The organism is Acinetobacter sp. WZC-1 (assembly GCF_052544965.1).
Window position 1 is genome coordinate 2,636,124 of sequence record NZ_CP199370.1, and the last position, 17,315, is coordinate 2,653,438.

The 17,315-nt window shown below is 47.2% G+C and carries 22 protein-coding genes; 11 read left to right on the forward strand and 11 right to left on the reverse strand.

What is annotated here, in order from left to right; genetic code table 11:
• The first annotated feature begins 1 nt into the window (after position 1).
• Together ACT6PV_RS12125 and ACT6PV_RS12130 are read left to right on the forward strand one after the other, a co-directional pair.
• The gene (locus ACT6PV_RS12125; protein WP_445116591.1) at positions 2 to 388 is read left to right on the forward strand and encodes a hypothetical protein; all 387 of its coding nucleotides are present in this window, start codon (positions 2 to 4) and stop codon (positions 386 to 388) included.
• Between the two features lie 47 nt (positions 389 to 435).
• Complete coding sequence (locus tag ACT6PV_RS12130; RefSeq protein ID WP_445116592.1) at positions 436 to 774, forward strand: hypothetical protein; 339 nt, start codon at positions 436 to 438, stop codon at positions 772 to 774.
• Between the two features lie 95 nt (positions 775 to 869).
• Here the strand turns inward: ACT6PV_RS12130 and ACT6PV_RS12135 are convergent, their stop codons facing one another.
• Positions 870 to 1,430 carry a CHAP domain-containing protein gene (locus tag ACT6PV_RS12135; RefSeq protein ID WP_445116593.1) on the reverse strand — a complete coding sequence of 187 codons (561 nt, stop codon included), beginning with the start codon at positions 1,428 to 1,430 and terminating at the stop codon, positions 870 to 872.
• Positions 1,431 to 1,797: 367 nt separating this feature from the next.
• On the opposite strand from ACT6PV_RS12135, the gene thyA reads away from it, so the two are divergent.
• From thyA to msrA, 5 genes are all read left to right on the forward strand, one after another.
• A complete protein-coding gene (gene thyA / locus ACT6PV_RS12140) occupies positions 1,798 to 2,640 on the forward strand; it encodes a thymidylate synthase (protein ID WP_445116594.1) in 843 nt (280 codons plus the stop codon).
• Positions 2,641 to 2,658: 18 nt separating this feature from the next.
• Positions 2,659 to 3,171 (forward strand): dihydrofolate reductase, encoded by a 513-nt coding sequence (locus ACT6PV_RS12145; protein WP_445116595.1) that lies wholly within the window; start codon positions 2,659 to 2,661, stop codon positions 3,169 to 3,171.
• Between the two features lie 26 nt (positions 3,172 to 3,197).
• Complete coding sequence (locus tag ACT6PV_RS12150) at positions 3,198 to 4,280, forward strand: Lnb N-terminal periplasmic domain-containing protein (RefSeq protein WP_445116596.1); 1,083 nt, start codon at positions 3,198 to 3,200, stop codon at positions 4,278 to 4,280.
• 80 nt (positions 4,281 to 4,360) lie between these two features.
• Positions 4,361 to 4,816: an META domain-containing protein gene (locus ACT6PV_RS12155; protein ID WP_445116597.1), complete on the forward strand. Its 456-nt coding sequence runs from the start codon at positions 4,361 to 4,363 to the stop codon at positions 4,814 to 4,816.
• Between the two features lie 119 nt (positions 4,817 to 4,935).
• On the forward strand, positions 4,936 to 5,460 hold the full coding sequence (gene msrA / locus ACT6PV_RS12160) for a peptide-methionine (S)-S-oxide reductase MsrA (RefSeq protein WP_445116598.1): 525 nt from the start codon (positions 4,936 to 4,938) through the stop codon (positions 5,458 to 5,460).
• Between the two features lie 60 nt (positions 5,461 to 5,520).
• Here msrA and ACT6PV_RS12165 read toward each other — a convergent pair whose 3' ends face one another.
• The 5 genes from ACT6PV_RS12165 to ACT6PV_RS12185 form a co-directional block, all read right to left on the reverse strand.
• Positions 5,521 to 5,925 carry an ExbD/TolR family protein gene (locus tag ACT6PV_RS12165; protein ID WP_445116599.1) on the reverse strand — a complete coding sequence of 135 codons (405 nt, stop codon included), beginning with the start codon at positions 5,923 to 5,925 and terminating at the stop codon, positions 5,521 to 5,523.
• Positions 5,925 to 6,551, reverse strand: coding sequence for a MotA/TolQ/ExbB proton channel family protein (locus ACT6PV_RS12170; RefSeq protein WP_445116600.1), 627 nt, complete (start codon positions 6,549 to 6,551; stop codon positions 5,925 to 5,927). Before ACT6PV_RS12170 ends, ACT6PV_RS12165 begins: the two co-directional genes overlap by 1 nt.
• A gap of 34 nt (positions 6,552 to 6,585) precedes the next feature.
• On the reverse strand, positions 6,586 to 7,392 hold the full coding sequence (locus ACT6PV_RS12175) for an energy transducer TonB (RefSeq protein ID WP_445116601.1): 807 nt from the start codon (positions 7,390 to 7,392) through the stop codon (positions 6,586 to 6,588).
• Between the two features lie 397 nt (positions 7,393 to 7,789).
• Positions 7,790 to 8,656 (reverse strand): formyltetrahydrofolate deformylase, encoded by an 867-nt coding sequence (purU, locus tag ACT6PV_RS12180; protein ID WP_445116602.1) that lies wholly within the window; start codon positions 8,654 to 8,656, stop codon positions 7,790 to 7,792.
• Positions 8,657 to 8,741: 85 nt separating this feature from the next.
• The gene (locus ACT6PV_RS12185; RefSeq protein WP_445116603.1) at positions 8,742 to 9,434 is read right to left on the reverse strand and encodes a TetR/AcrR family transcriptional regulator; all 693 of its coding nucleotides are present in this window, start codon (positions 9,432 to 9,434) and stop codon (positions 8,742 to 8,744) included.
• A gap of 123 nt (positions 9,435 to 9,557) precedes the next feature.
• Between ACT6PV_RS12185 and ACT6PV_RS12190 the strand changes: the two genes are divergently transcribed.
• From ACT6PV_RS12190 to ACT6PV_RS12205, 4 genes are all read left to right on the forward strand, one after another.
• On the forward strand, positions 9,558 to 11,009 hold the full coding sequence (locus ACT6PV_RS12190; RefSeq protein WP_445116604.1) for a coniferyl aldehyde dehydrogenase: 1,452 nt from the start codon (positions 9,558 to 9,560) through the stop codon (positions 11,007 to 11,009).
• Positions 11,010 to 11,174: 165 nt separating this feature from the next.
• Positions 11,175 to 11,411: a 50S ribosomal protein L28 gene (gene rpmB, locus ACT6PV_RS12195; RefSeq protein ID WP_445116605.1), complete on the forward strand. Its 237-nt coding sequence runs from the start codon at positions 11,175 to 11,177 to the stop codon at positions 11,409 to 11,411.
• 12 nt (positions 11,412 to 11,423) lie between these two features.
• On the forward strand, positions 11,424 to 11,579 hold the full coding sequence (gene rpmG / locus ACT6PV_RS12200) for a 50S ribosomal protein L33 (RefSeq protein WP_001205031.1): 156 nt from the start codon (positions 11,424 to 11,426) through the stop codon (positions 11,577 to 11,579).
• A 144-nt stretch (positions 11,580 to 11,723) separates the two neighbouring features.
• Entirely contained in the window at positions 11,724 to 13,439 is a 1,716-nt protein-coding gene (locus ACT6PV_RS12205; protein ID WP_445116606.1) for a cation:proton antiporter, read from the forward strand.
• Between the two features lie 94 nt (positions 13,440 to 13,533).
• Here ACT6PV_RS12205 and ACT6PV_RS12210 read toward each other — a convergent pair whose 3' ends face one another.
• From ACT6PV_RS12210 to orn, 5 genes are all read right to left on the reverse strand, one after another.
• Positions 13,534 to 13,812, reverse strand: a complete 279-nt coding sequence (locus tag ACT6PV_RS12210; RefSeq protein ID WP_445116607.1) for a hypothetical protein — start codon at positions 13,810 to 13,812, stop codon at positions 13,534 to 13,536.
• 115 nt (positions 13,813 to 13,927) lie between these two features.
• Positions 13,928 to 14,431 (reverse strand): DUF6586 family protein, encoded by a 504-nt coding sequence (locus ACT6PV_RS12215; RefSeq protein WP_445116608.1) that lies wholly within the window; start codon positions 14,429 to 14,431, stop codon positions 13,928 to 13,930.
• 274 nt (positions 14,432 to 14,705) lie between these two features.
• The gene (locus tag ACT6PV_RS12220; protein ID WP_445116609.1) at positions 14,706 to 15,509 is read right to left on the reverse strand and encodes an enoyl-ACP reductase FabI; all 804 of its coding nucleotides are present in this window, start codon (positions 15,507 to 15,509) and stop codon (positions 14,706 to 14,708) included.
• A 166-nt stretch (positions 15,510 to 15,675) separates the two neighbouring features.
• Complete coding sequence (locus ACT6PV_RS12225) at positions 15,676 to 16,410, reverse strand: Bax inhibitor-1/YccA family protein (protein WP_445116610.1); 735 nt, start codon at positions 16,408 to 16,410, stop codon at positions 15,676 to 15,678.
• 230 nt (positions 16,411 to 16,640) lie between these two features.
• Positions 16,641 to 17,192 carry an oligoribonuclease gene (gene orn, locus ACT6PV_RS12230; RefSeq protein ID WP_445116611.1) on the reverse strand — a complete coding sequence of 184 codons (552 nt, stop codon included), beginning with the start codon at positions 17,190 to 17,192 and terminating at the stop codon, positions 16,641 to 16,643.
• Between the last annotated feature and the right edge of the window lie 123 nt (positions 17,193 to 17,315).

Here is a 17,315-nt window from a genome sequence, read left to right on the forward strand (position 1 = left end):
TATGTTTGAATTCTGGTTTGACCCACAGACATCACTGAGTAAAAGAGTTCTGAGTTTTGTACTGATTGCAATTGTGACTGCAATTCTTTATAACATCCTGCCGCTGGCACTGAACACAATTCTGATGTTTTGCGGAATTGGCATCATTTTTTTAATTTGCCGTTATTGCAAGCTGCATTTTGCGGCAGCCCATCCCACCGGCATACTGTATCGTTTATTGACCTGGATTCCCATTGCGCTGTTACTGGCATTGATTTTTATGCAGATGAAAAATGGGGAGATCCTGCTTCCCGGCGCACAGGGCATTGGCTTTATGGCACTGACGGTTTGTTTGCTGTCACCCTTATCCCTGTTGCACAAAAATGCTTCAGCTTCCGGGTCTGAGTAATGCTGGATTACTGGTATTCGGCACGGTGCAACCGGCAGGTCAGACTCATGATCTGCATCATCACCTGCGCCATCATCTATTATTGCGCCGGCATTCAGCAGCTGACGCCGTTGTTCGCCGGGATCAGTCTTGCCATAGGGGTTGTGATGCATATACTGCGCAATTTAAGCCTGAAATTTCCCGGCGGCCCCCACTGTCGTTACTGTGATGCGGGGTTTAAGGTGCTGCTACTGGTCTTTCCGCTGAGTGCGCTGGGCCTGCTAATTTTGTTCCTGCCAACGGAACATCGGTTATATACCACTCTCCAGTGTCTCGGCTTTATCTGTATCGGTTTATTTCTTGTTTCAATTTATGAAAACCGGACCAGACGTTCTGAATCATTTTAAATTTTTTACATCAAACAACTGTAAACTGTTGATCTGCAAAAACAGATCACTGAATTCAACTCATTCATTTCATTGCCGGTATGACCCGGCATCACTTACAAACCGAGTCTGTAATACTGGTAGCTGACATTATCACTCTTATAAACGTCATAGCTTCTCTGTCTGAAATCCGAGACCCATTCCGTTCCGGTAAACCCGGCAATATGCCCGTAATTATGGCCTCTGGTTCTATTGATGATATAGATATCACCTTTTTCAGGATTATCAAATGCCGGCTTGATCTGTTTATAACCAATCTGCGTCAGGGTGCGGCCCCAGTCTGCAGCGGCAACCGGGTGATTTAAAATCCGGGCACCGGCAGTTTCCAACGCAATTCTGATACTTCTGGCACAGCGCTGCGCACTTCTGGTTGCAGAAATACTTTCCAGTTTTTTAATGAATTTGCTGATATCAATCCGGTGACTGCTTTTCGGCGATGAGTCTTCGTCCTCTGAATCTGCATTCGCTGTCTGTGCTGCCGGTTGGTTGTTCCTGAGGAACAGTTCCGGGTTAAACCGATTATTTCCTGAAGATTCATTCTGATGAATGACGATATTATTCTGATTTTCAACGCGGGTTGTTTCATTTACATCCGATGCATAATGATCAATAAGCATTCCTTAACCTCTGGCTTCTTTCAAAAACAACGCAGATCCAGCTACAAAAGCCCAACCTCATTATTCAATCAAAACTCAAATAAATAAAATCAGACTAGTATTCATTGAATCCTGAATTTTCCTATAAAACTATCGCAGTAAATTTGTTGTTATAATGTAACAACCGACCATTCAGCCGTCTGTATTTCAGTCCCGGAAAATTCCCTGCCCCGGCCTGATCCCTTGCAAATTTTAATCTGTGCCGGCTTTCACCGGATCATCTCTTAAAAACCTGCGTGCTTTAGTATAAACTCTATGGCGGCCTGTTCAAGGTGATTCATGCCTTTTAACACCTGCAATGCAGCAAAAGACCTGATCTGGAATTTTTATGAAAGCATATTTAGACCTTTTACAACATATCCTCGACAACGGCGGTGACAAGGGTGACCGTACAGGTACAGGTACACGCTCCGTATTTGGTTACCAGATGCGCTTTGATCTTTCAAAGGGGTTTCCTCTGCTGACCACCAAGAAAGTGCATTTCCGTTCCATTGTGATTGAGCTGCTGTGGTTTTTAAAAGGCGATACCAATGTTCAGTATCTACAGGAAAATAAGGTCTCCATCTGGGATGAATGGTCGACCGCTGAACAAACTGCCCGTTTTGGACGCCCCGAAGGCGAGCTTGGACCCGTCTATGGCCATCAGTGGCGAAATTTCGGTGCAACCAAAAAAGAGGACGGTTTATATGAACAGGATGGTTTTGATCAGATCAGCTGGCTGATCAATGAAATTAAGAACAATCCAGATTCAAGACGCTTAATTGTATCCGGCTGGAATCCGGTCGAAGCCGGCCAGGTAGCGCTTCCACCCTGCCACACGCTGTTTCAGTTTTTTGTACAGGATGGCAGACTTTCCTGCCAGCTATATCAGCGCAGCGCAGATGTCTTCCTGGGCGTGCCATTTAATATTGCCAGTTATGCCCTGCTGACCCATATGATTGCACAGGTCTGTGAACTGGACGTGGGGGACTTCGTATGGACCGGCGGCGATACACATTTATACACCAATCACTTTGAGCAGGCGGCATTACAGCTCAGTCGCGAACCCTTGCCACTGTGTCAGCTCAAACTGAACCCTGACATTAAAGATATTTCGGCATTTCAGTTTGAAGATATCGAAATCATCGGCTATGAATCCCATCCGGGCATCAAGGCACCCGTCGCTGTTTAATCAGTTGAGGAATAATCAATGGCTTATCAGAATTCTGAAATTGTACATGTGGTGGCTGTGGACCGACAGTTCTGTATTGGTCAGGGCAATAACCTGCCGTGGCATCTTTCGGCAGATCTGCAACATTTTAAGCAAATTACCCACGGCGGTGTCGTGGTCATGGGCCGTAAAACCCTGGAATCGATGGGACGGGCCCTGCCTGGTCGTGTCAACTGGGTGGTCACCCGGGATGCAGAATGGTCATTTGATCGCGTGAAAACAGCACGCAGTATTGAAGCCGCTTTTGAACAGGCAGCAGCCGATGTTCAGGCATCCACGCAACCCGGACGTATTTTTGTCATTGGCGGTGGTGAGATTTTTAAACAGACCATCGCCATTGCAGACCGTCTGGAGCTGACCCATGTCAACCTGGATGTGCATGGGGACACGCATTATCCACAAATTCCGGCTGAGTTTAAAAAAGTATTCTCCGAACAGCATGTCGATGACAAAAGCGGCATTGCCTTTGAATTTGCAAGCTATACCAGATAAACCATGTTCAAAACACATTACCTGTCATGCATAACATAGGAAAAACGGAATTCCTGCGCGCGCTGGGCACCGGGCTGATTCATTCCCTGTTCAGCCTGTTTGTGATCCTGTCCTCCATCTGGCTGTGCCTTGCAGTATGGATTCAGCAACCCGGCGGATGGCTGCTCAGCCGAATCATCATTGGCCTCTGGATTGCCTTTGCACTGAGTATACTGGGCATTTATATCAGCCAGCACTTTTTCAGCCGTCGCAAGGATATTTCGGTCTATATGATCGCCATTGCATGCAGCCTGGTCTGGTATTTTAATATTCCCGCCCGACAGGACCGCGACTGGAGTCCGGACGTCGCCCGGATACTGAGCTATGAAAAACACGGAAACGGCATTGTCACACTGCACAATATCCGTAATTTTACATGGTACAGTGAAGATCAGTCTGACCCGCACTGGGACAGCCGGACCTATAACCTGAACCATATCCGCGGTATCAACATCATCACCTCTTACTGGATGGGGCCGCAGATTGCACATACCCTGGTCAGTTTTGACTTTACGGACCAGCGGCCACTGGTATTCTCCATTGAGGTGCGCAAGGAAAAGACCGAAGGTTTTTCTGCCATTGGCGGGTTTTTCCGTCAGTTTGAGCTGAGCCTGATTGCTGCAGATGAAAAAGATATTATCTACACCCGCAGCAATGTCCGGGGAGAACAGGTTTATTTTTTCCCCATTAATATGCCCAAAGCAGAAATGCAGGCCCTGTTTCTTGAGTATTTAAAAAAATCGGATGAATTACGGGCACAGCCCCGATGGTATAACACGCTGACCAGTAACTGCACCACGCTGGTTTTTGACATGATTCAGGCAATTGATCCACATAAACTGCCCCGAGATTACCGGCTGCTCGCCTCGGGTTATTTACCGAATTATTTATATGACCTGGGTGCACTTGATCATCACTGGAGCATCAGGGAATGGTACCAGCATGCACATATCAATCCGAAAACTGCAGGATTTGACCACACCGACCACCCGGACAGCCTACATTTCTCCAGGTTGATCCGAACCGGTTTAATGCCGGTTTCAGCCCCTGCGGATTCATTCAAAAAATAACGCGGCAATCACGGTCAGATGTGGTGATTTCCCTGTTTTTCTGTTTATATAATGAAAATCACTGTATTCATGAGACCCGCATGTTCAAAAAAATCATTGCCGTCAGCTTACTCGGTTGCACGCTCGCTTTTACCGGCTGTGCCACAACACACAGCGCACTCCAGCAGAAAAACTTATCCCTGTTGCAGAATAAGGACTGGAGCATGACCCATATTGGCGCGACTGAATACGCAAATGATCCGGCCACACACACGGCCACACCGAGCATCCGCTTTAATGCAGCATCCATGCAGGTCAATGGCTCAGACGGCTGTAACCGGATGGCCGGGACCTATCTCATTAAGGACAATCATCTTGAACTGGGACCACTGGCCACCACCCGGATGTATTGCGAGGGTAAAATGGAACTGGCCAACAAATATGCCGAAGCACTGGACACTGTCACCGGTTATCAGGTTTATGGCAGAACGCTGAAACTGCTGGACAATCACGGCAATCCGGTGCTGCAATTTACGCATTCAGCGCAGATTCACTGATCCTCCAGTCAGGCCTGAACGAATTTCAGGCCTTTTCATTTTCACCATAAAATGACATGATGATCACATCAGCCATCATTTCCACATGACCCGTTTAACATCATCATAAGGATTCAGCAATGCAACAGGCACTATTGGGCGGTGGATGCTTCTGGTGTGTAGAAGCGGTTTTTTTACAGCTCAGAGGCGTTACAAAGGTTGTCAGTGGCTATGCAGGCGGACATACAACCAATCCGGTCTATGAAGAAATCTGCCAGGGCAATACCCAGCATGCAGAAGTGATTCTGATTGACTTTGACGAACAGCAGATCAGTTATCCGCAGTTACTGGATGTATTTTTTGCCACCCATGATCCCACCACCCTGAATCGTCAGGGCAATGACGTCGGTACACAATATCGCTCGGTTATTTTCTGGCTGGATGACAAACAGAAACAACAGGCCGAGTTTTATATCGAAGACTTAAAGGCGGAAGGCCTGGATATTGTAACCGAGCTGGCGGCCGCTCCCGTGTTTTATCCGGCTGAAGCCTATCACCAGAACTTTTATGCCCGTAATCCGGCTCAGGGCTATTGTAATTTTTCCATCCCCCCCAAACTGCTGAAACTTCGCACTAAGTTTCAGGACCTTTTAAAAGCACAATAAAAAAGTGACTCCATGGAATCACTTTTAAAACATCGCAGACGCTTTAGACAATATGCAGAATTAATTATCGCTCAAAAAAGCCAGGTCAGTCAGGCCTGCCTCACTGGCACGGGACATGACCTGAGCCACGGTGTCATAACGCGCATCCTTATCAGCCCTGAGCTGTACTGAAGGTTTGGTTTCCTTCTGACCGGCTTCATCAAAACGCCTCTGCAATTCTTCCAGTGTGACGACCTGATCATTCCATGCAACTTGATTTTTGTCGTTGATGCTGACCGTAATCGCTTCCGGTGGCGGATCCACAATCTCAGCAGTCGTTTTTGGCAGTGTTAATGGTATTGATGGGTTCGCAACGGTTGCTGTCACCAGAAAGATAATCATCAATACCAGCATAATGTCGATCAATGGAATGAGATTCATCTCATTCATGCCCGAATCGTTGTCTTCACCCAGTTGAAAAGCCATTAAACCTGACCTCCAGCCAGCCCCTGCTCAGTTGCAGTGGTCTCCACCTGCTGCACCGCAGAAGAATCCTGTTGCAGCATGGTATCAATCAACAAACCATGCGCCTGATCCTGCAATGCATGCGACAATGCACGGTTGGCACGCAGACAGATGTTATAGGCCAATACGGCAGGAATGGCGACAGCAAGACCAAGGCCGGTCATAATCAGCGCCTCACCGACCGGTGTTGCCACCTGTGCCAGTCCGGCCTGGCCGCTTTTACCGACGGCCACCAGCGCGTGGAAAATTCCCCACACAGTACCAAACAAGCCCACAAACGGTGCCAGTGATGCAATGGTCCCCAATACGGAAACCCCTTTTTCAGCAGAAGATTTCTCTGTTGAAATCTGACGCAATAATGCCTGTTCTGCAACAGCCTTGCGTTGTTCCAGTGCCAATGGCGCAAGCCTGGTTTTCAGACGGGTCATGGCCTGGGCAAGCTGAGTACTGGCCTGCTGTTTCAACTGGCGTGTACCCATCAGGCGCAGCACAAAAATAGTCCATGTCGCAATAGACATCGCCAGAAGTATAAAATACAGCGTTTTACTGACTGCATCTGCATGTTGCCAATAGACTGAAAAATTCATATTCATTTCCTGATCTGATCAAATCTTTAATCTGTTACGACTTGGGACCTTCCAGAATAAAATCCTGAATGACCTTGAATGGGACCTTAACGCCATTTTCCCGGTAAGCTTTAAACGTCGATTTCTGAGCCTGACCCACAATGTAGTTATCCAGTTCCGGAATGCCTGTGGATTTCTGCAGTCTGACTGATTTTACCGCGCCTTCTGCATCTGCTTCAAACAACAATACAATACTGACCTGCTGCCCCTTACTGATATATTTACTTAATTTCTCAGGATCAATTCTGGGTTTGAATTTCCAGGAAAGATCCCCTTTACTGACATTGCGGGCCTTATTCTGATTATCCTGCTCACGGCGCTGCTGATCCAGCCGTTCCTGCTCACGACGCTGTTGTTCCCGCTGCTGTTGCTCACGCTGTTCCTGCTCGCGCTGTTGCTGTTCTTTTAACTGCTGTTCCTGGCGTTGCTGTTCCAGTTTTTGCTTTTCCAGTGTATCGTCCTGCTGAATTGCCTTTTCCTGCTTTTTCTCAGGTTTCTGGGCAATCACCTTCGGCTTTTCCACAGGTTTTGGTAGTGGTTCAACCACTTTAGGTTCCGGTTTTGGTTCCACTTTCGGCTTGACCGGTTCCACAGGGGGTGGCGGTGGTGGCGCATCTTCCTTCAGTTTTACAAACTTGACGTTTAACGGTTTCTTTTCAATGGGCGTTAACTCAGGCACTTTCATGTGGCTGACCACCCACAGCACCACCAAATGACCAATCATGACTGTCAGTAGTGCAATCATAATTCTTTTCTTCGCTGGTGGTGACGTCTTAAGGCTGGCGGTGGAAGACTGACTCATATGAATCTGGATACCTGAAACTGGGCTGAATACCACACATTACCGTCACACAAAACGGTTTTGCGGATCCAGCTCATCGGTTGGAACAATTGAAGTGCAGCTATAATAAATGAGAAGTGTTTTCATTTGCAACCCCTATTTGGATGCTTTTTTGTTGCATTGGCACCCGTTGTAAGCGTTATGAATTCAGTCATATACATGATCTGCATAACAAAAAGTAATACAATCCAGAGCCACATTCAGCATCATCACTGGCGTGTACAGTCACGCTGATACAGACGACATGACAAACCGAACAGATAAAAAGGGATGCCCATCCGCATCCCCCCGTATACCTGCCTGCATTGCTTCATCAGCATATGTTTCCGGCATTGATGACAAGTCGTTTTACCTGAACTTACTGAAACACCACCGTCTTGTGACCATCGACAATGACCCGATCCTCCAGATGCCATTTCACGGCACGGGCCAGTACATTACGCTCCACATCCTGTCCCAGTTCACGCAACTGCTCCACGGTAAAATCATGACTGACACGTTCGACATCCTGTTCAATAATCGGTCCCTGATCCAGTTCAGCCGTTACATAATGCGCGGTGGCACCAATCAGTTTCACACCCTTTTCATAGGCCTGCTTATAGGGATTGGCACCGACAAAGGCCGGCAGAAACGAATGATGAATATTAATGATCGTCATGGGCCACATGGACACAAAGTCTTCACTCAGAATCTGCATATAGCGGGCTAAAATCAGCAGGTCATTGTCCTGCATCAATTCATTGATTTCTGCATAGGCTTCCGCTTTATTGTCTTTTTCCACAGGCACCACAATAAAAGGAATGCCAAAGTTTTCCACAGACTCACGCAAATCTTCATGGTTGGAAATCACCCGGGTAATCTCACAGGGCAGTCCTCCCCGGGAATGCCGCCACAACAGCTCCAGCAGGGCATGGTCCACCCGGGACACCAGAATCCCCACTTTTTTGACATCGCTCACCAGCGCCAGACGCCATTGCATGGCATAGCGCTCCGCAACATTCGCGGCAAAGGTATGCAACAGGGTTTCCTTACGGGCCTGCAAATGCTCCAGCTCAAACTCAACCCGCATAAAATAGCGCCCACCCTGAGCCGCTGTTGCATACTGATCCAGTGCTGTAATATTTGCACCCTGATGATACAGAAAACTCGATACAGCCTGCACAATCCCGGGTTTGTCTTCACAGGTAATCAGTAAACGGGCTGTATAGGCAGTCGTCATATTCATATTGATTGATATCGCTTATATAATTTGAAAAAACAGCGCAGCTATTCTAACGCTTTTTACACTGCTTTCAACGCCCACAACCGGTTCAGTGCTGTTTTATGCCGGATAAACTGGCAAATAATGTCGACGAACCGAGGGTATCCAGCAGGCGCTCATAAGTTTCTCGACTTTCCCCACGCAGGTAAGGACCCTCCAGAAACACCATTTGCCGCAGCGCCTGCCACACCCATTTTTCGTCCAGGTGACCGGAATCATTCAGATGGCCGGACATGTACAGAAAATTGGTCCAGTTGGTCAGTACAATCCAGATATTAATAATCAGTGCTTCAATCTCTGAGGCGGTCATCTGCATCAGCCCTGCATCAACAAAGGCATGATAAATTTTCTGCCCCTGCTGCATGATCTGACCGGCAAAACACAAATATTTTTCTTTGAAATATTTATTGTTTTCAGCAAGATGATAAACATCCCGATGCAAAAAACGGTACCCCCACAACTGGTTACTCAAAACCTGAAAATAATGGATTTTGTCATTGGCATTCACCACACGGTCACCGGGCAGTGCCATCATCGCCAGCGTTTCCTGCTGGTATTGTTCCATCAGCTGCCTGATGATTTCCTGTTTATTGCGAAAATGATAATAAAGATTGCCCGGACTGATCCCCAGTTCTGCTGCGATATGATTGGTAGTGACCGAGCGCTCACCCCGCTCATTGAATAATTGCAGACTGGTCTGCAATATCCGATCTTTCGTTTTCAGTGTTTTAGGGCTTGACATCCAGATACCGTTTTTAACCGTTAATTCAACTTGTCACATCAGGTTGAAGTGACTTGACTATTCCAATTAGAGTATTTACTCTAAAATTATATATATTTTAATTTTCCGTCAATGGTACTTACCATGAACAGTCCGACAGATATGGGAAACCTGACATCCCTGCCACCCGAAGTTCAGCGCCTGCATAAGTTACTGGCTCTGCAGAAATCAGCCTATCAGCATTATCCTCTGCCTACGGCAAAAGAACGGATCGAACGACTGACACGCCTCAAGAAAGTCCTTGTAAAATATCAGGATCAAATTGCTGATGCAATTGATCAGGATTATGGTAACCGTTCCATTACAGAAACAAAAATTGGTGAACTGCTCACCTGTGTGGAGCACATCAAATATTACAGCAAACACCTGGGAAACTGGATGAAACCGTCCCGGCGTCACGTCGGACTCATTCACCAGCCGGCCAAAGCCTGGGTACAGTACCAGCCCATGGGTGTGGTCGGCATCATCGCACCGTGGAATTATCCGTTGTTGCTCTCTGTTGGACCGCTGATCTGTGCACTGGCTGCCGGCAATCACGCCATGCTCAAAATCTCCAGTGCTTCCATGCATTTTGGTCAGGTGCTTGAAAACATTCTGTCTGAAGCCTTCCCACAGGAACTGGTTGCCGTGGTGACTGGCGGCGGAGTGATTTCTGACACATTCAGCCATCTGGCCTTTGATAAAATCATTTTTACCGGTTCAACCGCTGTCGGTAAAACTGTCATGGCAGCAGCCTCAGAAAACCTGGTGCCTGTAATCCTGGAACTCGGCGGAAAATCTCCGGTTGTTGTACATCCATCCTGTGATCTGAAAGAAACTGCTCAGCGTATTGCCTTTGGGAAATTATGGAATGCCGGTCAGACCTGCGTGGCACCGGACTATATGTTTCTGCCCAGAGGGAAAACTGCCGAATTCATCGAAAACTATAAGGATGTTGTCAGCAGCATGTACCCGGACCTGCAGAACAACCAGGATTACACGGCTATCATCAATGACAAACAGTATCAACGGATACAGCATTATGTCCAGCAAGCGCAGCAACAGGGCGCTCAGCTGACTGAAATCAACCCGGCACATGAAGACCTGACCGGTGTACACAAAATCGCACCGACCATTCTGACCGGTGTGACTGCAGACATGGAGATCATGAACCACGAAATTTTCGGTCCGGTACTGCCGGTCATGGAATATGATCAGATTGACCAGGTGATTGATTTTATTAACAGTCGCCCACGCCCGCTTGCATTATATTATTTTGATTTTGATAACGCGCGCGCAGATTATATTTCACAGCGCACACATTCAGGTCATTTTGGTCAGAATGCCGTGCTGACCCATGTGACACAGGATGACTTACCTTTTGGCGGCGTGGGCGCTTCCGGCATGGGCAAATATCACGGCCCGGAGGGGTTCTTCAGTTTGTCCAATGAACGCTCCGTCATGTCTATTCCAAAGCTTTTCAGCCTTAAACTGATCCTACCGCCATTCAACAAAAAAGCAGCGCTCAAAGTATTGGAGAAAACCTTTCTCCGATAGCTGGTCAAGGCATGATCTGTTACACACAATCATGCTGAGTTTTCACCATTTCCGCTTGTCTTTTGATCGGATTTTTGGTATAAAACGCCCCTTGAATGAATTCATCTATTTATTTATATGACTGGCCATACAGATTTGCTGTTGGCTGAATCAATGGAGAACACCATGTCTAAGGTTTGCCAGGTTACCGGCAAGCGTCCAGTCGTTGGTAACAACGTCTCACACGCCAACAACAAAACCAAGCGCCGGTTCGAGCCGAACCTGCACCATCACCGTTTCTGGCTGGAAAGTGAAAAACGTTTTGTACGTCTTCGCTTGACACCAAAAGGTATGCGTATTATCGACAAGCTGGGCATTGAAAAGGTCGTTGCAGATCTGCGTGCTCAGGGTCAAAAGATCTAAGGAGTCAGTACAATGCGTGACAAAATTCGCCTGGTTTCTTCTGCTGGTACAGGTTACTTCTATACCACCACCAAGAACAAACGTACCATGCCGGAAAAAATGGAAATCAAAAAATTTGATCCAAAAATTCGTCAGCATGTTATTTTCAAGGAAGCAAAAATTAAATAATTTTTGCTTTCAGAAAAACGATCTCTTGCGAGGTCGTTTTTTTTCGCTTTTTTCCCGTCCTGTCAGACTTTTCAGAAGGGCTACCGGCATTGTTCATGCATCATGCTTTCCTGAGAATTCCTCCAGCCATAAAAGGAGTGCTCGATGCCTCATAATGTCGATCTGATCATTTTACTTGCAGTCGGTTTTGGTATAGCCCTTCTTTTTGGCTATATTGCTGCACGGTTACGCCTCCCGCCCCTGATCGGCTATCTGATTGCCGGTATGATGATCAGCCCCAATACCCCGGGTGTTGTTGCTGACATCACACTTGCCAATCAGCTGGCAGAGCTTGGTGTTATGTTCCTGATGTTCGGGGTCGGCATGCATTTTTCCCTGAATGATCTGATGCAGGTACGGCGTATTGCACTGCCCGGTGCCATTCTACAGATTGCCGTTGCCACCCTGCTTGGCATGACAGTGTCGATGTGCTGGGGCTGGAGTTTCGGTTCAGCACTGGTATTCGGTCTGAGCCTGTCCTGTGCCAGTACCGTGGTCCTGCTCAAGGCACTGGGTGACAAAGGCCTGCTCAACTCCATTAATGGTAAAATTGCCGTCGGCTGGCTGCTGGTTGAAGACCTGGTCATGGTATTGGTGCTGGTGCTTTTACCTGCAACAGCAGTACTAATGGGGGGCCATTCACCAATCGGTCATGAAAGCCATAATCTCTGGTTGACACTGGGCATGACCTTACTGAAAGTCACAGGCTTTATCGCCTTCATGCTGGTCATTGGCAAGCGGCTGGTTCCCATGATCATGCAATTTGTGGTACGGCTGGGTTCAAGAGAGCTATTTACCCTGACGGTGGTTGCTGCTGCCGTTTCCATTGCCTACGGTTCCTATGCCATTTTTGGCGTGTCCATGGCACTGGGGGCTTTTTTTGCCGGAATGGTGGTCCGGGAGTCAGATTTCAGTCACCGCGCAGAAGAAGAAACCCTGCCCCTGCGTGAAGTGTTCTCCATCCTGTTTTTCATTTCGGTGGGCATGCTGTTTGATCCACGGATTATTTTTGAACAACCGCTCCATATTCTGGCCGTGATTGCCATTATTATGGTTGGTAAAACCCTGGCGGCGATGGCACTGGTACTGTTCTTCCGCTATCCCATCAATACCGCACTGACTGTGGGGGCCAGCCTGGCACAGATTGGTGAGTTCTCCTTTATCCTGGCCACAATGGGGCTGTCACTCGGTCTGCTGACCCATGAGGCACAGAATCTTATTCTGGCAGGTGCACTATTTTCCATTACCCTGAACTCATTTCTGTTTTCTGCCATTGAACCCATACAGAACTGGATCCGTGAACGTTCGCAACTGGCCCGCTTACTGGAACGCAGCAGTGACCCACTGGCCATGTTACCCGACGAAGTCGATCAGGAGTATCTGCGTGATCAGGTGGTGATTATCGGATATGGCGGCGTGGGCCGACGCATTACCCAGACCTTAATGAATGACGGCATTAAAGTGGTGATTGCCGAAGAAAACCGGGAAAAAGTCGAGGATCTGCGCGACCAGGGAATTGCCGCTGTTTCCGGACAGGCCACCGAGCCGGGCGTCCTGATTCAGGCACATATTCAGCATGCCCGTCTGCTGGTGATTTCACCCACGGATATTGTCAACATTCATAAAATTGTGGAAACAGCCAGACTGCTGAACCCACAGATTCAGGTACTGCTTTGCGCAGAAAGCAAGGAAGAAGCCGAGGTCATCCGTGCTGAGCAGATTGGCGAGGTGTATTATGCCAAAGAGGAAATGGCGAAAAATATGAGCAATCATATTTTAAATCAGATTCAGATTGCCCACCGACATCCCCCTACCCACTGAATGGCTGAATGACAGGTCGTTACAACTGAATCAGTCAAAAGGTTACAGCATATAAAAACGCACCCGGAGGTGCGTTTTTATTGAAAAATAGAACCTAGCTCATATATCTGGGTTCTTCATCGACCACCTCAGCCTGCCACTGACTGACCTGTTTTTCCATCAGGGCAAATAAAGCCGCCTGAACCATATGCTGAGCAATGACAGGAGTCTGATCCCCCAACAGGGCCTTTATCTCTTCATTAAACTGAATGGTTACCAGTGGTTCCTGTTCGGAACCGGAATTGCGTAATGCCAATTCACCATTTTCAAGCTGAACCAGCTCGAGAATCGCTTCCTGATTACCAAATAACTCTTTTAACTGTTCTATAGACATATATACATCCCCTCCATGCTCAACATGGGGCAAAATGCCGTATGACACTTTGCAACTCTTAAACATGTTATATCGGTATCAGATGCTGAATTTCAAGACAGATCACAAAAAAAGATCAGAATTCGACCATTTCATTGCGAAAACCGTCAATTAAATGAGTCAGGTCCCGGTGCCACTCACGCAGGATTTTAATATCAGGCAGCCAAGCCTGCGGGGTTTGTGTGACTTTAATGATCAGATTGGAAGATGTTTCATCTTCCGGCTCGGGAATGCTCGGCTCAGGTGCATACTGACACATGCGATAAGCGCGTTTCAGTTCTGCAATAAATCCATCCTTTGCCAGCTGCTGCATGACAGACACCTCAGGAGAAATCTGGCCTTTCTCCTCCATATTTTCTTCAATGGATTTCAGGGTCGGCTGAAGATCATTCAGGCGATAATAACGGGCAAGTTCCTGTAAAAAAGCCAGCACAGCACCATGCAGATGAAATACCGCAGACTCCCGATAGGCCTGAACCTGCTGAATATGCTCGGTCTGTTCTGCCTGCTGACATGCAAGTCGTGCAAAGTAAAGCTTCTGATTGGTACGATCAGCATGATAACGGGCAACACGGGACATGATTTTTCCTTTACACAAACAACAACCGGTATCTGCCTAGATTACCGCCCTCTCAGACATTTGAATATATTTTTTTCATCGCGTCGGCATAAAAACATGATTTCCAGCCCTGGTCAGACAGCTTTCCGAGCCACTTTTCCCCATCAGGTCACTATAAGTAAAAGGCCCGGATCACAGATAAAATATATGGCCCCACCATAATTTTTATCCGTCATCCAAGCCTGGTCAGCGCATCATTAGTTCAGGGAGACTGCGCATCCGTATCAATTATGGATTAATCTTCATCCATTAGATCCGGGCTCATGCCAACCGTATTAAAACCGGCATCCACATATAAAATCTCACCGGTAATGCCATTGGCCCACGGCGAACACAGAAACAATGCCGCATTGCCGACATCTTCAATACTGACATTGCGCTTCAGCGGAGAGATTTTTTCATTGACGTCCAGCATTTTACGAAAAGATTTAATACCGGATGCCGCCAGGGTACGAATCGGACCTGCGGAAATGGCGTTGACACGAATGCCTTCAGCGCCCAGACTGGAAGCCAGATAACGGACACTGGCTTCCAATGAAGCCTTGGCCATGCCCATGACATTGTAATTTGGCATGACACGTTCAGAACCCTGATAGGTCAGTGTCAGCAGGCATCCCTGACGGACCGTCAGCAATGGCTTTGCAGCACGTGCCATCGCCACAAAACTATAGGCACTGATATCATGGGCAATTTTAAAACCTTCACGGTCGGTTACATCGGTAAAATCACCATCCAGTGTATGTGCCGGAGCAAAACCGATGGAATGTATCACCCCATCCAGCCCATCCCAGTGCGTTGCAAGTTCGGTAAAAACAGCTTCGATGTCTGCATCACTGGCAACATCACAGGGAAAAACCAGTGTCGAGCCAAACTGTTCTGCAAAGTCATCCACACGTTTTTTCAGCTTATCACTGGGGTAAGTAAATGCAAGTTCAGCACCTTCACGGTGTAAGGCCTGAGCGATACCGAATGCAATGGATAATTTACTTGCAATACCTGCAACCAGAAAGCGTTTACCCGCCAGAAGTCCCTGCGCCATGAGAATCTCACTTCAAATAATAGATCTACATCATGTCAGGTCCAGACACATTACGAAATTGCATAATGCATCTTTTTTCAACTCTGACCTGACCATAAAAAAATCGCCCCCTCACGGGAACGACTTTCTGTCCGGCTTCCATACATCAGCATGTATAAAGACTGATTCAGTCATCACCACGCAGCAGACTGAGCAGACGCAGGAATGAATAATACATCCACACCAGTGTTGCCAGCAGCGCAATACCACAGAGCCATTCAAATGCCTTAGGGGCATGCTGTGCTGCTGCAGATTCGATTAAATCGAAATCCAGGATTAAATTTAATGCAGCAATGACCGCAACAAATGCAGCGAAGCCCAGGCCCAGCCAATTGCTTTCAAAAATGTAGGGAATACTGGAACCAAAGGCCAATCGCATCACAAACTGCACCACAAAGACCAGCGCAATGGCAATACTTGCGGACATCACTACGGATTTGAATTTTTCAGTCGCACGGATGATCTGGAAACGGTACAGACCAAACATTACCAGTGTGGTAACAAATGTTGCCAGTAAAGCCTGCAATGGAACCCCCGGGTAGTTCAGCTGAAAAATCACCGAAATACCGCCAATGAATGCACCTTCAAACAATGCATAGGGAATGGCCAGCACTCGTGCTGTAGTGGGCTTGAATGTCGCGATCAGGGCCAGAATCAGACCACCGATGGCCCCGACCATGGCAGCTGCATAGGCAATGGAAAAATTCGTGGTCGCAAAACTGTAGAAAAATAAACCCATGCCAATAACGGCAGCAATCACCGTCAATAACACTGATTTCTGAATGGCGCCCTGGACCGTCATGGGCTGACTGATATCGCTGTAAGTTTCAACACGATTTAAAATAGGGTTATTACTTTGCATAGCTCAACTCGTTGTAATAATTTAAAAGATAGGAAAATTTTAAAACGGCTTATTTTCAGACTGATGAACAGCACGCATCTTTTTGTAACATACAAACTCCATCAGTATAGCCTAAAAATACACACTGCAAAATGCCTGACAGCCAATCCACCTGCATTCAGAAATGATTCCAGGACACTGCTGTGCCCCTGATGCATCAACCATGACAAGATAAACCATGACGCAATAAACTATGAGGCAATAAAAAAGTACTGACGATAATATTTCAGTTCAACAATGGAGTCACGGATATCATCCATCGCCAGATGTGACGCATTTTTTTTCAGGCCATCCATAATCTCAGGACGCCAGCGCTTTGCCAGCTCTTTCACTGAAGAAACATCCAGATTGCGGTAATGAAAGTACTGTTCCAGTTCCGGCATTAAACGATGCAGAAAACGGCGGTCCTGGCAGATGGAGTTACCACACATTGGCGATATTTTCGGATTGATCCATTTTTTCAGAAATTCCAGCGTCTGCTGCTCTGCATCCTGTGCAGTCAGTTTACTGCGACGGACCCGCTCTGTCAGGCCGGACTGACCATGCTGACGGGTATTCCACTCATCCATTGCATTCAACACCCGATCAGGCTGATGCACTGCAAGCACCGGACCTTCCGCTACAATATTCAGCTGGTTATCAGTGATAATCGTGGCAACTTCAATAATCTGATCGTTGTCCGTGTCGAGACCTGTCATTTCAAGGTCAATCCAAATCAGGCGGGTATCCGGCGTGCTGCTCATAAATGTGCAATCTTAATACAGGTTAAAAAACGGCTATGGTAGCAAATTTCCTGTATCTTCGCTGTAATTAATACCCTCATCATGCTATTTTTGCCTTACAGAAACTATGGTTTTTCAGGACAT

Coding starts and splice junctions, on each gene's coding strand:
- msrA (WP_445116598.1), top strand. CDS start 4,936: ATGCAACAGGCACTATTGGGCGGTGGATGCTTCTGGTGTGTAGAAGCG.
- ACT6PV_RS12215 (WP_445116608.1), bottom strand. CDS start 14,431: ATGTCCCGTGTTGCCCGTTATCATGCTGATCGTACCAATCAGAAGCTT.
- ACT6PV_RS12225 (WP_445116610.1), bottom strand. CDS start 16,410: ATGCAAAGTAATAACCCTATTTTAAATCGTGTTGAAACTTACAGCGAT.
- ACT6PV_RS12190 (WP_445116604.1), top strand. CDS start 9,558: ATGAACAGTCCGACAGATATGGGAAACCTGACATCCCTGCCACCCGAA.
- ACT6PV_RS12130 (WP_445116592.1), top strand. CDS start 436: ATGATCTGCATCATCACCTGCGCCATCATCTATTATTGCGCCGGCATT.
- ACT6PV_RS12125 (WP_445116591.1), top strand. CDS start 2: ATGTTTGAATTCTGGTTTGACCCACAGACATCACTGAGTAAAAGAGTT.
- rpmG (WP_001205031.1), top strand. CDS start 11,424: ATGCGTGACAAAATTCGCCTGGTTTCTTCTGCTGGTACAGGTTACTTC.
- ACT6PV_RS12205 (WP_445116606.1), top strand. CDS start 11,724: ATGCCTCATAATGTCGATCTGATCATTTTACTTGCAGTCGGTTTTGGT.
- ACT6PV_RS12135 (WP_445116593.1), bottom strand. CDS start 1,430: ATGCTTATTGATCATTATGCATCGGATGTAAATGAAACAACCCGCGTT.
- ACT6PV_RS12165 (WP_445116599.1), bottom strand. CDS start 5,925: ATGGCTTTTCAACTGGGTGAAGACAACGATTCGGGCATGAATGAGATG.
- ACT6PV_RS12170 (WP_445116600.1), bottom strand. CDS start 6,551: ATGAATTTTTCAGTCTATTGGCAACATGCAGATGCAGTCAGTAAAACG.
- thyA (WP_445116594.1), top strand. CDS start 1,798: ATGAAAGCATATTTAGACCTTTTACAACATATCCTCGACAACGGCGGT.
- ACT6PV_RS12145 (WP_445116595.1), top strand. CDS start 2,659: ATGGCTTATCAGAATTCTGAAATTGTACATGTGGTGGCTGTGGACCGA.
- ACT6PV_RS12175 (WP_445116601.1), bottom strand. CDS start 7,392: ATGAGTCAGTCTTCCACCGCCAGCCTTAAGACGTCACCACCAGCGAAG.
- purU (WP_445116602.1), bottom strand. CDS start 8,656: ATGAATATGACGACTGCCTATACAGCCCGTTTACTGATTACCTGTGAA.
- orn (WP_445116611.1), bottom strand. CDS start 17,192: ATGAGCAGCACGCCGGATACCCGCCTGATTTGGATTGACCTTGAAATG.
- ACT6PV_RS12155 (WP_445116597.1), top strand. CDS start 4,361: ATGTTCAAAAAAATCATTGCCGTCAGCTTACTCGGTTGCACGCTCGCT.
- ACT6PV_RS12150 (WP_445116596.1), top strand. CDS start 3,198: ATGCATAACATAGGAAAAACGGAATTCCTGCGCGCGCTGGGCACCGGG.
- ACT6PV_RS12210 (WP_445116607.1), bottom strand. CDS start 13,812: ATGTCTATAGAACAGTTAAAAGAGTTATTTGGTAATCAGGAAGCGATT.
- ACT6PV_RS12220 (WP_445116609.1), bottom strand. CDS start 15,509: ATGGCGCAGGGACTTCTGGCGGGTAAACGCTTTCTGGTTGCAGGTATT.
- ACT6PV_RS12185 (WP_445116603.1), bottom strand. CDS start 9,434: ATGTCAAGCCCTAAAACACTGAAAACGAAAGATCGGATATTGCAGACC.
- rpmB (WP_445116605.1), top strand. CDS start 11,175: ATGTCTAAGGTTTGCCAGGTTACCGGCAAGCGTCCAGTCGTTGGTAAC.